This window comes from Dyella ginsengisoli (genome assembly GCF_044904665.1).
Lineage (GTDB): Bacteria > Pseudomonadota > Gammaproteobacteria > Xanthomonadales > Rhodanobacteraceae > Dyella_A > Dyella_A ginsengisoli.
On the sequence record NZ_JADIKM010000004.1, the window covers coordinates 278967 to 291996 of the forward strand.

Annotated in this window: 14 protein-coding genes; 4 read left to right on the forward strand and 10 right to left on the reverse strand. The window is 67.7% G+C overall.

What is annotated here, in order from left to right; translation table 11 throughout:
* Nucleotides 1-71: 71 nt before the first annotated feature.
* Nucleotides 72-2231: a putative bifunctional diguanylate cyclase/phosphodiesterase gene (locus tag ISP17_RS15565; RefSeq protein ID WP_404634820.1), complete on the reverse strand. Its 2160-nt coding sequence runs from the start codon at nt 2229-2231 to the stop codon at nt 72-74.
* Between the two features lie 221 nt (nt 2232-2452).
* On the opposite strand from ISP17_RS15565, the gene ISP17_RS15570 reads away from it, so the two are divergent.
* Nucleotides 2453-3307, forward strand: coding sequence for a DUF3014 domain-containing protein (locus ISP17_RS15570; protein WP_404634822.1), 855 nt, complete (start codon nt 2453-2455; stop codon nt 3305-3307).
* Nucleotides 3308-3333: 26 nt separating this feature from the next.
* Here the strand turns inward: ISP17_RS15570 and ISP17_RS15575 are convergent, their stop codons facing one another.
* The 4 genes from ISP17_RS15575 to ISP17_RS15590 all read right to left on the reverse strand — a co-directional run bounded on the left by ISP17_RS15575 (nt 3334) and on the right by ISP17_RS15590 (nt 5671).
* Nucleotides 3334-4128 carry an SDR family NAD(P)-dependent oxidoreductase gene (locus tag ISP17_RS15575; RefSeq protein WP_404634824.1) on the reverse strand — a complete coding sequence of 265 codons (795 nt, stop codon included), beginning with the start codon at nt 4126-4128 and terminating at the stop codon, nt 3334-3336.
* Nucleotides 4129-4189: 61 nt separating this feature from the next.
* The gene (locus ISP17_RS15580; protein ID WP_404634826.1) at nt 4190-4708 is read right to left on the reverse strand and encodes a DUF427 domain-containing protein; all 519 of its coding nucleotides are present in this window, start codon (nt 4706-4708) and stop codon (nt 4190-4192) included.
* Nucleotides 4709-4727: 19 nt separating this feature from the next.
* Entirely contained in the window at nt 4728-5258 is a 531-nt protein-coding gene (locus tag ISP17_RS15585) for a lipocalin family protein (RefSeq protein ID WP_404634828.1), read from the reverse strand.
* Between the two features lie 29 nt (nt 5259-5287).
* On the reverse strand, nt 5288-5671 hold the full coding sequence (locus ISP17_RS15590; RefSeq protein ID WP_404634830.1) for a YidH family protein: 384 nt from the start codon (nt 5669-5671) through the stop codon (nt 5288-5290).
* Between the two features lie 150 nt (nt 5672-5821).
* On the opposite strand from ISP17_RS15590, the gene ISP17_RS15595 reads away from it, so the two are divergent.
* The gene (locus tag ISP17_RS15595) at nt 5822-6499 is read left to right on the forward strand and encodes a cupin domain-containing protein (protein ID WP_404634832.1); all 678 of its coding nucleotides are present in this window, start codon (nt 5822-5824) and stop codon (nt 6497-6499) included.
* Entirely contained in the window at nt 6496-7074 is a 579-nt protein-coding gene (locus ISP17_RS15600; RefSeq protein WP_404634834.1) for a TetR/AcrR family transcriptional regulator, read from the forward strand. The genes ISP17_RS15595 and ISP17_RS15600 overlap by 4 nt, the downstream gene beginning before the upstream one ends.
* A gap of 176 nt (nt 7075-7250) precedes the next feature.
* Here ISP17_RS15600 and ISP17_RS15605 read toward each other — a convergent pair whose 3' ends face one another.
* From ISP17_RS15605 to ISP17_RS15625, 5 genes are all read right to left on the reverse strand, one after another.
* A complete protein-coding gene (locus tag ISP17_RS15605; RefSeq protein WP_404634836.1) occupies nt 7251-8132 on the reverse strand; it encodes an SPFH domain-containing protein in 882 nt (293 codons plus the stop codon).
* Between the two features lie 11 nt (nt 8133-8143).
* Entirely contained in the window at nt 8144-8332 is a 189-nt protein-coding gene (locus ISP17_RS15610) for a hypothetical protein (protein ID WP_404634838.1), read from the reverse strand.
* Between the two features lie 786 nt (nt 8333-9118).
* A complete protein-coding gene (locus tag ISP17_RS15615; protein ID WP_404634840.1) occupies nt 9119-10093 on the reverse strand; it encodes an aldo/keto reductase in 975 nt (324 codons plus the stop codon).
* Between the two features lie 34 nt (nt 10094-10127).
* Entirely contained in the window at nt 10128-10823 is a 696-nt protein-coding gene (locus tag ISP17_RS15620) for a class I SAM-dependent methyltransferase (protein WP_404634842.1), read from the reverse strand.
* Between the two features lie 971 nt (nt 10824-11794).
* Nucleotides 11795-11929, reverse strand: a complete 135-nt coding sequence (locus ISP17_RS15625; protein WP_404634844.1) for a hypothetical protein — start codon at nt 11927-11929, stop codon at nt 11795-11797.
* 716 nt (nt 11930-12645) lie between these two features.
* On the opposite strand from ISP17_RS15625, the gene ISP17_RS15630 reads away from it, so the two are divergent.
* Nucleotides 12646-12996, forward strand: a complete 351-nt coding sequence (locus tag ISP17_RS15630) for a hypothetical protein (RefSeq protein ID WP_404634846.1) — start codon at nt 12646-12648, stop codon at nt 12994-12996.
* Nucleotides 12997-13030: the final 34 nt, after the last annotated feature.

Below are 13030 nucleotides of genomic sequence, written 5' to 3' on the forward strand. Positions count from 1 at the left end.
GGCGCGGCATGAGTTGGGCTTGGCCGCAGCCGGACCAAAGATGACGCGGCGTGCCCGGCGATGGCGCGTGTTCAGGCGCCGCGTTCGTCCGCACGGGCGGGGTGGCGGGTGTTCTCGCGCTGCTCCAGCCACGCCACGAAGGCCCCGGCCGGCAGCGGCGGACAGATCAGGTAACCCTGCAGGCCATCGCAGCCCAGGGTGTCGAGCGTGGCGCGCTGGCTTTCACTTTCCACGCCCTCGGCGATGGTGGTCATACCCAGCCGGCGACCCACATCCACGATGAAGCTGGCCAGCGGGCTGTGCGCTTCCGGGCGCAGGCCGCAGATGAAAGAGCGGTCGATCTTCAACTCGTGCAGCGGCAGCTGGCTGAGGTAGCTCAGCGAGGAGTAGCCGGTGCCGAAATCGTCCAGCGCCAGCCGGAAGCCGATGCCCGCCAGCGCATACATGGTCTGCAGTGCCGCCTCGAAGCCCTGCAGCAGGGCGCTCTCGGTGAGTTCCAGTGTGATGCGGCCGGGCTGCACGCCGGCTTCGCGCACCAGCTTCTCGGTGCGATCGACGAAGTCCGGATGCGCCAGCTGCCAGGGGCTCACGTTGACCGCCAGATGCTCGCCGAAGTCCACCCGGTGCGCGTCCCACTCGCGGATGCGCGCGCAGGCCTCGCCGATCACCCACGCGCCGAGCGCATGGATCAGTCCGGTCTCCTCGGCGATCGGAATGAACACGTCCGGCGCGACATCGCCCAGCGTGGGATGGCGCCAGCGCAGCAGCGCCTCGGCGCCCAGCAGACGGCCGCGAATGCTTACCTGCGGCTGGAAATGCAGCTGGAACGAAGTCTCGCTGCCCAGGCTCTCCACCGCCGCGCGCAGGCCGCGCTCCAGCTCCAGGCGCTCGTCGGCCACACTCTGCATCTCCGGCTCGAACAGGCGCACCGCGTTGCGGCCGGCGGCCTTGGCGCGATACAGCGCGATGTCGGCGCGGCGGATCACGTCGGGCGCATCGCCGTCGCGGCCGGAAAAAAGCGCCACACCCACGCTGGCGCCCACCGCCAGCACGTTGCTGTCCACGTTGATCGGCGCGGCGAGTCGGGCGCGCACGTCCTGGGCGATCTGCTGCGCCTGCGCGCCGGCCTCTTCGACGTCCGCCGGCAGATGCTCCACCACCACCATGAACTCATCGCCGCCGAGCCGGCCCAGCGCCGCTTCCGCTGGTGCGGCGGCGAGCAGGCGGTCGGCCACCGCTTCGAGCATGCGGTCGCCGACGTGGTGGCCGAGCGCATCGTTGATCGTCTTGAAGTTGTCCAGGTCGATCACCATCGCCGCGCAGTGGCTGCGCGTGCGCCGGGCGCCGGTGGCGCTCTCGGCGATCATGTCCAGGATACGCAGGCGGTTGGGCAGGCCGGTGAGCGCGTCGTGGTAGGCGAGGTGGCGCAGGCTCAGTTCGGCCTGTTCGCGCGTGCTGGCCTCGGCGCGCAGGCGGCGCGTGGTCTGCTCCAGCTGCAGCGTGCGCTGGTGCAGCTGGCTGGCCATCGACAGGCCCATCAGCAGCACGAACGGCAGGAACGAGAACGCATCCACGTACGGGTAGGGCATGCCCATCAGGTCGATCACGATGTCGCCCCACAACAGCGCGGAGAACTGCACGGCCAGGCACAGTCCCAGCAGCATGGCGGGGAGGCGGTCGCCACGGCGGAACTGCAGCGCCACCATCGCCAGCGCCCAGGCGAAGGCCAGATAAGTGAGCAGATGGAAGGTCCAGCCCAGCGGCGAGGGGATGCCGTTGAGCTTGGTCACCCATTCGCCCCACGGCAGTTCGGATGTCTGCATGCCACTGATGCGCGAATAGAACATCGTGCCGGGCGAAAACTGGTTGACCAGCAAAAAGGCGACACACACCGCGGTGATGATGGCCAGCGTCCGCCGCCGCAGCGGCCGGCCGGTGTAGCAACCGACGAAGGTGAAGAAGAACGGAAACGACAGCGCCGCCGCCATGCACATGGCGCGCAGCATCTCCACCGCGTGGAGCTGTGTCTGCGCCAGCCCGAACAGCGCGTTGAAAAAGGCGAGCCCGGCAATGCACAGGCACAGCATCGCGTAGGAGAGATAGAGCTGGTCGCGCTGCTGGCGAAGGCCGATCAGGATGAACTGGATGCTGGACGTGACCGCGATGCACGCCGTGGCCACCAGCGCGGCCGTGTAGTAACCGAATACCGCGTGTGCTGCAGCTTCCCCCATACCCGATACGTCCCCGGTTGTTACCATGGCCGATAGCGCTGCCCCAGTCGCGCCACGATAGCCCAAGCCACGGGCAAATGCTGCGGCAGCCGCGACGCAGTCATTCCGGCATGTCGCGGCAGGCGCTTCTCCCTGTCTCGACCGCGGCGGCAGCGACTTGAGTGAACCATCCCGGCCGTGCCGGGTCCCGTGATTTCGGTATTCGCAGAGGTCCCCACATCATGAGCAAGCGTTCTTCCGGCGGCGGCTGGGTCATCGCCGCCATCGCACTGCTGGTTATCGCCGGTGCCGCCTACTTCCTCGCGCAGCGCGCGCGCCAGGCCGACACCAAGCCGGCGTCATCGGTTGCACCGGCAGCGTCATCGCCCGCGCCAGCCAGCACCGCGCCCGCCATCGCACACCCGATCGCGCAGGCCGACAGCGGCCCCACCCCGGCCAGCACGGCGCCGCTGCCGGCCCTGGCCGACAGCGATGCGAACGTGGCCGACAGCCTGATCGCGCTGGCCAAGGGCGGCGACATCGGGGCATGGCTGGTGCGCCAGTCGATCATCCCGCGCATCGTGGCCACCGTGGATGCGTTGCCGCATTCGGACATGGGCCGCTTCATCCTGCCGGTGAAGCCGGCCAAGGGCAGCCTGCAGATGGAGCAGGCCAACGGGCAGAGCGTGATCGGTGCGGCCAACGCGGCGCGCTATGCGCCGTACATGCAGGCGATGGCGGGCGTCGACTCGCAGGCGCTGGTCGACTGGTACGTGCACTACTACCCGCTGTTCCAGCAGGCCTACGTGGAGCTGGGCTATCCCAGGGCCTACTTCAACGACCGGCTGATCGCGGTGATCGACCACCTGCTCGCCGCCCCCGAGCCCACCCAGCCGCTGATCGTGGCGCCGTACAAGCAAGCCTATGCGTTCGCCGATCCGGCGCTGCAGGGGCTGTCGGTGGGGCAGAAGGCGATGGTGCGCATCGGCCCGGCCAACGAAGCCGCGGTGAAGGCCAAGCTGCGCGACGTGCGCGCCCGCCTCGTTGGCAGCGGTCTGCATGCCGCTCCGGCCGCCGCAACGTCGGCCGCCAGGTAAGCCATCCCCCGGGCGCAGGGATGCGCCTACCAGGGAATGTCCGTGCCATCCCACGCGATGAAGCGCCCGCTGTCCGCCGGCGTGGCCCGCGCGATGACGCCCAGCAACTGTGCAGCGGCGCGCTCGGGCGCGAACAGTTTCTCCGCCGGCACGTTGGCCTGGAACGGCGCCGACAGCGAGGTATCCACCGTGCCCGGATGCAGCAGCAGGCAGCAGGCCTTTGGGTTGCGCCGCGCCAGCTCGATGGCGAAGGTTTTCATCAGCTGGTTCTGCGCGGCCTTGGAGGCACGGTAGGCATACCAGCCGCCCAGGCGGTTGTCGCCGATCGAGCCCACCCGCGCCGACAGCGACGCGAACACGCACGCACCCGTAAGCAGCGGCAGCAGCGCCTGCGCCAGCAGGATCGGCGCAAACGCGTTGAGCGCGAACACCCGCTCCAGCGCGGCGCGCCGCACCTGCGTCACCGATTTTTCCGGGCGGATGCCGTCGCCATGCAGCACGCCGGCCGCGTTGATCACCAGGTCGAGGGTGGGATGTTGCCCGCGCAGGTGCGTCGCCAGATCGGCCAGCGCCTGGTCGTCGGTGAGGTCGGCATCGATACATTGCAGGCGCTCACCAGCTTCGGCGCGCAGCGCCGCGAGTGCATCGCTGCGCGTGGCCTGCCGCGCCACGGCGGTGATCCGCACCACTTGCGGATGCGCCAGCAGCTCGCGCACCAGCGCCAGGCCGATGCCGCGACTGGCGCCGGTCACCAATGCGCGGGCCGGCGCGCGCTGATCGTGCAGCAGGGGCGCGCGGGTCTCGGTCGGGGAGGGGATCATGAGCAGGCGTCGACGGCGTGGGCGGGATGTGAAGCATGCCCCGATGGATGGAGCCGTGCGGCTACCAGTGGCCGGTGCCGGGCGAGCCCTTCACCGGGCCGACGATCTCGTCGGTGAGCCAGCCGCCGTAGAAGCTTCCCGGTTGCGGTCGAACCCGCTCGCCGGCCACCGTGCAGCGCAGCCGTGCCGGATAGAACGACAGCCACCCTGCCATGGATGCAAACGCTGGCGCGGGATCGGGATAGCTCCAGCCCACCGCCTCGAGCCATTGGCCATCGTCGTCGCGCACGCTCCAGTAGACGGCGCGGCCCTTCCACTCGCAGTGCGAGCTGCCCGGAGCAGGGCGCAGTCGGTCGAGGTCGATGTCGTGCGGGGGCAGGTAGAACGTGGGCGGGCTGGCGGTTTCCAGCACGCGCACCGCGCGCGTGGTGTCGGCGATGCAGGCGTTGCCCGCATGCACCGTGACGTGTCGCGGGTCCTTCGCCAGCCGGGGCGGGCGCGGATAGTCCCACACCGACTCTTGGCCGGGGCCGGGTTCGATGGCGAAGGGCGGACGCGCGCGGCCGGTCCAGGTCCACATGGGGTCATTCCTGCGCAGGTCAGTCCAGCGGCGCGGCCATGATCAGGCGATCGACCGGATAGCCGCGTGCGGCGGCACGATCGCGGATGGCGCGAAACTGCGTGGCGGGCATCGACGGCTCGCGCGACAGCACCCACAGGTATTTTCGGCTCGGGCTGCCGACCACCGCCCAACGGTAATCCGGGTCCAGCTCGATCACCCAGTAGTCGGCCCAAACCATTGGCAGCCACGCCAGCCAGCCGGGGGCGAAGCGCACCTTGAGTGCGCCGGAGCCGGCATCGACCCGACGCGCCACACCGTCGGAGGCGTCCATGCCTTTCGCCGTGCGGCAGGCGTTGCGCACGGTGAGCGTGCCATCCGGAAGCGGCGTGTAGGTGGCGGTGATGGTGTCGATGCACTTGCGCTGGAAGAACAGCGGCAGATGCGCGATCTCATGCCACGTGCCGGCGTAGCGGGCGAGGTCCAGCGCGGGCACCGGCCGGTTCGGCAGCGGCTCGGCGGCGGTCAGGCCGGCGCTCATGAGCACGGCGAGGATCAGGGGGCGAATCATGGGCATGCTCCTTGGCGGATGGGTGATGCTCAGCCCAGCGCCACCACCTGCTGCGCCACGTAGACCACCAGGAACACCGCCATGGCGATCAGCATGCCCGACAGCGCCCGCTCCATTCCCGCGTTGCGGTAAAGCTCGGTGCCTTCGCGGTCGATCGCGGCGCGGTTGCGATGAAAGCTCAGGGTTGCCAGCAGCACCAGCAGCGCGCCAAACGCCAGCAGTGCCAAGCCCAGCCACTCCGAGGCGCGCACGTGCAGTTTCGGCATCGTGGCGCCCATCGCGTGGCTCGCATAGGCCAGGAAGATGTCGAACCGCTCCAGCAGGAAGCCGAACGCCATCACCGTGATCGCCGTGCGCACCCACGCCAGGTAGGTGCGTTCGTTGGCGGCGTGATCGCTGAAGCGAGGGATCATGGGCGCGGCTCCGTGTGCGAGCGGTCAATCTACCTGCAGCGCGCGTCGCTGCCCAGCGCGGGCCACCGTGCGGCCGCGACGTCGTGCCGCGCTTGACCGCTGGGCAGGGCGGCGTGATTCTGTCTACCTTCCAATAGGTAGGCAGCTGACATGCAACTCCGTTCCGACTGGTCCGAACGCGCCGTCGTCGATTCCTCCGCGATGGATTGGGTGGAATCGCCCTCCGCCGGCGTCCAGCGCAAGATGCTCGAACGCGACGGCGACGAGGTGGCCCGCGCCACCTCCATCGTGCGCTACGCGCCGGGTTCGCACTTCCCCCGCCACGTGCACGAGATGGGCGAGGAGCTGTTCGTGCTGGAGGGCGAGTTCTGCGACGAGAGCGGCCGCTTCGGACCCGGCTCCTACATCCGCAATCCGCCCGGCTCGGCGCACGCGCCGTGGTCGGACGGCGGCTGCGTGCTGTTCGTGAAGCTGCGCTATTTCGACCCGGTCGATCAGGCGCGCGTGGTGGTGCACACCCGCAAGGAGCCTTGGCTGCCTGGGCTGGTGCCGGGCCTCACGGTGATGCCGCTGCACGATTTCCGCACCGAGCACACCGCGCTGGTGCGCTGGGCTCCGGGTACGTATTTCAATCCGCACCGCCACTACGGCGGTGAGGAGATCCTGGTGGTGGACGGCGTATTCGAAGACGAGCACGGCCGCTACCCGGCCGGCAGCTGGCTCCGCAGTCCGCACATGAGCCAGCACCAGCCCTTCAGCCGCGAGGGCTGCACCATTCTGGTCAAGACCGGCCACCTGATCGCACACACCGAGGACGCCGCCGCATGAACCAGACACCGGCAGGGACCGCCGAACGGGTGATGGACGTGGCCGAGGCGCTGATCCAGCAACGCGGCTACGGCGGGTTTTCCTTCGACGACGTGGCGCAGGCGGTGGGCATCCGCAAGCCCAGCGTGCACCACCACTTCCGCACCAAGGCCGACCTCGTCGCCGCGCTGGCGCGGCGCTACACCGAGCGCTTCGAGTCCGCACTGGCGGCAATCGACGTGGCCCGGCGCGATCCGCTGGCCCGGCTGAAGGCGTACGTGCAGCTGTTCGCCACCACCTACGCGCAGGACGGCCGCCTGTGCGTGTGCGGCATGCTCGGTGCCGAGGCGGACGCCTTGCCGGCAGACGTCGCCGATGCCGTCGCCGGCTTCTTCCAGCTCAACCTCACCTGGCTCACCGCCGCCTTCCGTGATGCGCAGCGCAGCGGGCAGGTGGCCACCGGACAACGCGCGGCCAATCTTGCCGAGCTGATGCTGTCGGCGCTGGAAGGCGCAATGGTGGTGGGGCGCGGTGGTCGCTCCGGCGCCGGCCCCACGGCTGTGGGGAAGAACCTGCTGGCCAGCCTCGCCGCGTAGTGCAACTCGCCTAAAGCTTCACCTGTAGGAGCGCGCTTGCGCGCGATGCTCTACTCCGTGACGTGACTGAGAGCATCGCGCGCAAGCGCGCTCCTGCAGTGCAACGTCGGGACCCTTCGCGAGCCTCAAGAAAAAGCGGCGACGGATCGCTCCGTCGCCGCTCCCATATCACTTGCTCACTTCGCTTCCGGCAACTGGATCAGCGGCACCGAGCCGCCGCCGGTGTACATCGGCAGCTGGCCGTTCCACTTTTCCACTGCGGTCATGTGGATGATGTCCGGGTTGGCGCGCAGCGCGTCGCCCTTGACGCGGATCGCCTGCGCCTCGGCCTCGGCGATGGTCAGCTGCGCCTTGGCCTTGCCTTCGGCCATCGCCACTTCCTTGGCCGCCTCGGCCTGCGCCTGGGCGATCTCGTTCTTGCGCTGCTCGGCCATCTGCGTGGCCTGGATCTTGGCGTTGATCGACTGCACCACCGTCGCCGGCAGGCGCAGTTCGCCGATCCAGTAGATCTTCTCGATCACGATGCCGGTCGGCCCCACCTGCTGGCTCACGTCGTCCTGCACGGACTGGATCAGCGAGGCCTTGCCGCGACCATAGACCGACTCGATGCCCAGCGAGCTGGACTCCTTCACCAGCGAGTCGCGCACCATGTTGCGCAGGTAGATGTCGGTGATCTCGTTCACCCCCTTGCGGTACTTCTGGAAGATCGTGGTCACCTTGTCCGGATTGATGTGGTAGGTGATGCCCACGTCCGCGTTCACCGAGAGCCCCTCCACGGTCTGGAAGGTCAGCGACTCGTCGTTGGGCGAGCCCTCGGTGGGACTGCGGGTCCAGGTGTAGTTCTGGGTGAAGGTGGGGAAGGTGTACAGGTCGTAGCCCCAGCCCACCCAGTAGCGGCCCGGCTGCAGCTCCTGCAGCGAGCCCTTGCCGTCGCCGTACAGCTTGAACTTCACGCCGACGTTGCCGGCCGGCACCTTGCTGCACTGGGTCAGCGACAGCGCAGCCAGCGCGAGCACGAACAGGCCCACCAAAGTGCGGGCGGAAAAAATGGATTTCATGTTGGCTTTCCTTAGTTGAATGGACGTCCAAACAGTCGCCAGGCCCAGACGAGCAGGGCGACCAGAAAAATCAGGCCCGCCGCGACCGCCAGCGTGCTGGCGGCCGAGATCAGCCACGGGCCGAGCAGGCCCAGGTAAAGCGCCACGCAGGCGGCGAACAGCCACAGGCTGGCGCGGCGGTGACGCGGTTGCGGTTGCATTGGAGGTTCTCCCCTGGTGATGAGGCGCGCGCTGTCGCGGGTGCTGGCAACGCGCGCGATGAAGCCGCCGGCGGCGGCAAGGCGCTGCGGCATGAATCGGTGGCGGTCTCGCGGGAATGCGCTGCAGTCGCCCACCCGATGCCAAGGCATCGGCGCGCTGTGCAGGCGGTTCGAGGGGGCGGCCGTCGTCCGGATCAGGCCAGTGCTGGCCGGTGGACGCGACTCACGACGCGAAAGGCGTCAGTGCGTTGGCGGAACGTCGGTCAGCGTGGCAAACAGCCCACTGGCGAAGATGGCCCAACGCGGATTGGAGGTGGTCATGGTCGTGTGTGAATCGAAGGATTCGACCCGGCGAATTCTACGCCTGTCCGATGTGCAGTTAAAGCAAAATCGGTGGTGTTACGAAGTAACGTGAGGCGTTGTGCTGCAACGCTTTGCGGGGTGCTTTCGAAGCGTCGAGGCGATGCGCCATCGCGTGGTTTCACCCCGTGAATTCTGGCTCCAATGTTCACCGCCATCGACGTCACACCCAGCCTCTGCCCAGCGCACATCGCCCGGCGCTTGCGGCGGCATTGTCTGCTACCGTCTCGCGGCGCAAGGAGAGCCGGTCATGTTTCCCATGCAAACAAAGAATCTGCGTCGCCTCTACCGGCTGCGTGTCATCGCCTATGTCGTGATGACCGTGATCGGCTTCATCGTGCTGGGTGTCCACCTGCTCATGCATCGTTAGCGAAGGGCCATACGGTTCCGGCTTTCGCCCTGGCGCACGCCGCGACGCGCGATGTCTCAGTGCCCCGCTACGGCGTGTGGCACGTAGTGTTCTTCCAGCGCCGCGATCTCATCGGTATCCAGTTTCAGCGACAGTGACGCGATGGCGTCCTCCAGATGCGTGGCCTTCGAGGCGCCGATGATCGGCGCGGTGACGAAGGGCTTGGACAGCATCCACGCCAGCGCTACCTGTGCCTTCGGCGCGCCGCGCCGCTCGGCGATGGTCGCGACGGCGTCGACCACGCGGCGGTCGGCATCGGGCACCTTGTACAGCGTCTTGCCGAAGGCGTCGGTGCGGGTGCGCTCGGTGGCTTCGTCCCAGGCGCGGGTGAGGCGGCCTCGGGCGAGCGGACTCCACGGGATCACCGCGATACCCGAGTCCTGGCACAGCGGCATCATCTCGCGCTCTTCCTCGCGGTAGAGCAGGTTGTAGTGGTTCTGCATGCTGACGAAGCGGGTCCAGCCGTGACGCTCGGCCACGTGCTGCGCCTTGGCGAACTGCCACGCGTACATCGACGAGGCGCCGATGTAGCGCGCCTTGCCGGCCTTCACCACGTCGTGCAGCGCCTCCATGGTTTCCTCGATCGGCGTGGTCGGGTCCCAGCGGTGGATCTGGTACAGGTCGACGTAGTCGGTGCCCAGGCGGCGCAGGCTGTGGTCGATCTCGCTCATGATCGCCTTGCGCGACAGCCCCGCGCCGTTCGGCCCGGCATGCATACGCCCGTGCACCTTGGTCGCCAGCACGATGGCGTCGCGCTGGCCGTGCTCCTTCAGCACGCGGCCGACGAACTCCTCCGAGGTGCCGTCGGAATACACGTTGGCGGTATCGAGGAAGTTGATGCCTGCATCCAGCGCCTGGCGGATCAGCGGGCGGCTGGTTGCTTCGTCCAGCGTCCAGGCGTGGTTGCCGCGGGTCGATTCGCCGTAGGTCATGCAGCCCAGGCACAGCCGGGAGACGTCCAGCCCGGTGCGGCCGAATTTCACGTAGTCCATCGAGCGTCTCCTGCAGGGTGGGGATCGCCCCAGCTTACGGGCGCAGCGGCGACGGTTCCACGACGATGTCGATCAGCACGTCGCGTCGGTAGCTCAGCAGCCGGCCGCGGAACGGTGGCAGGTCATTCGCATCGAAGCGGCTGCGCTGTTCCTCCACGCCGTAACCCTGCAGCGCCATCGCCTTGCTGAAGCGCGCGCTGTTGCCGCGGCCCGGATCGGTGAGCAGGATTTCCGTGTGAGCACTGGCGTGCCGCTCCATGATTCCCGCCAGCAGTTCGGCGTGGCCGCGCTCGTAGAGGATGTCGCTGCCGATGATCAGATCGAAGCGACCCAGCGTGGCGTCGGGAATCTCCCACGGCAGGTCGCGGTAGGCGACGAACGGCAGCTGGTTCTGCGTGGCGTTGCGGCGCAGGAACAGCTCCGCCAGCGGATGGTGGTCGCTGGCGGTGATGTCCGCCTTGCGCCGCTGCAGCACCAGGCTCGACAAGCCCAGCCCGCAACCCAGCTCCAGCACCCGCTTGCCCGCCACCTCGTGCGTGCTCATGGTCTGCGCCAGCAATCGACCCGCCGGCCACACCTGCCCGAACAGCGCCCACAGCGCCGGCGCGATGCCGGCACGCTCGGCCAGTCCATCGGGATCGGCGAACTGCTGGCGATCGCTCAAGGCACGAATGTGGTAACCGTGCCCACCGAGCAGGACGGTGAGCTGACGCGTGGTGTAACCCGGCATGGGGCGCTCCAGGGTGACGCGGAGGCGCGATGGGCGACCGGATCGGGAAGGGAAGCGCAGCGGCGACGGGGCGGTGTCGGGCGGGACGCGGAGGTTTTTCGGTGGATTGTTGGCAGCTTAGCTGGTCGGAGCTGAAGGGCGGCGCCTGGGGCTCGGTGGCAAGGCCGTCGGCATCCGGCAGGCCATCCTTCAAGCTGATTCCCCGCATGACCGCCGCTGCAGAAGGGCCGGAGTGGCCGCATGTGTCACGTTCTGCCGTCATTCCCGCGAAAGCGGGAATCCATTCTGGCCTTGCTCGTTGCTTGCAGTTGGTCGCGCAGTTGGCTGTTTTTTGGAGAGCATTTCGTCCTCCTTCGGAGGGCGAGTCACTTCTCTTTGCTTGGCCAAAGAGAAGTAACCAAGAGAAAGGCCACCCCGCTTCCGCGCCTCCCGGGCCGTTGGCCCGGGGGGTACGCGTCCGGGCTGCGGGGTTTGTCGACAGTCCATCCGGCAACTGCTCCTGCGTTGCTCTACCTCCGGCATCCATGCCGTCGCCATGGACTGACGCCAAACTGGCTCGCATCCATGCGAGCCACCCTTCGGGCTTTTCCTCCGCCCGGCCGCCGCTGCAGAGGGGAATGGAGGAGCGGCGCTGTGCGCCGGCACTGGCTGCATGCCCTTTTGCCGTCATTTCTGCGAATGCGGGAATGCGCTTTGGTTTCTCGCTTGGCGCCTAGAGACCAGCAGCCAAGAGCGGTTTCGTCCTCCTGCGGAGGCCGAGTCACTTCTCTTTGCGTGGCCAAAGAGAAGTAACCAAGAGAAAAGCCACCCCGCTTCCGCGCCTCCCGGGCCGCTGGCCCGGGAGGTACGCGTCCGGGCTGCGGGGTTTGTCGACAGGGCATCCTGCCCTGACGCCAAACTGGCCGGCATCCATGCCGGCCACCCTTCGGGCTAATCCTCCGCCCGGCCGCCGCTGCAGAGGGGAGGGAAGGTCAAAAGCAGCGCGCGACGCGCGCCCGGGCTCGGCGATCGCCCACGCGATCGCCATCGCGTTTGCTTTTGCTCTTGGCCTTGGCCTTGTTGCTGTTGCCTTTGCCTTCGCCTTCGCCGTTGCCTTTGATCTCCACCTCCCTTGTGAGGCAGTGAGCCGTGGACGATCAGGCCCGCAGGGGCATCGGCAGGGATGCCGATGCCTTTTCGCCAGGGCAGGAGCCCTGTCGAAAAGCCCGGCCGCGACTCACGGACTTGCCGGGCAGCATGCCCGGCAAGTGCCGAGGAGGGTCGCCTTCTCTTTGGTTACTTTCTCTTGGCGACCCAAGAGAAAGTAACTCGGGCGCCGAAGGCGCACGAAGGCTCTTGCTTTGCGGGTGAAATGACGGACGTGTGCCGGTGGTCGCGGTGTTCTCTGCCACCGACAGCAGTCATCAAAAGAACTTCGCTCGCCATTTGACGGTCCATCCACAACATGTGGCATGGAGGGCCGACAATGCAAAGAGCGCGGTGGCCACCAGGGCAGCATCGAGTATCGGGTTACCGGATAGCAGCTTTCGTCGTTGCGATCGGCGGGCACATATGGCTCGGGTTGTTTTTGTTGCGGCCGGCATCCGATTGGCGACCTTCGATCGAGAGCAGTGACGATACGGCCTCGGCGCTGGAGCTACGTTTCATCCGGGGCCCGCACTCAAGCGTCCCGCATCGTTTGGTGAAGCCTGTCTCCCATACGCGGCGCAGCGCATTCGCTGGGACAAGTCCCCACAGTCGATTGGCACCATCGCAAGCTGTGAGGCTCATTCCTGGGCGAAGCCCTGATTCGAATGAAGTGCAAACGGCTAGCAGCCGCCTCGTGATCAGCACCCCAGACCTGCGCGGCATTGAAAGAAATACCGTGGACGATGGCGGCTTCGCGGCGCGCCTGCACGCGGCGCAGCGTGCCGATGTGGTCCATGGGGTGCCGGGTTCGGATGCGACCTACGCGCCGGGTATTCATCTGATCGATCCGACGGATCAGGGCATTGGTGCGGTGATGCGCACGACCCAACGGGCATTCGGCATCACCAGCCGTCACTGCATTGATGTCGATGTCTGGAAGCACCTCAGCCCGGGACAGCTGGCCGCGCGGCACATTTCGCCGGGCAACGTGGCGAGTGCAGAGGCGAAATACCACTGCGACGCGCCGCTGGGGCTGCACTTCTAGCTGCCTTGGCCGAGTCACGCCCGACGCGGGCGGA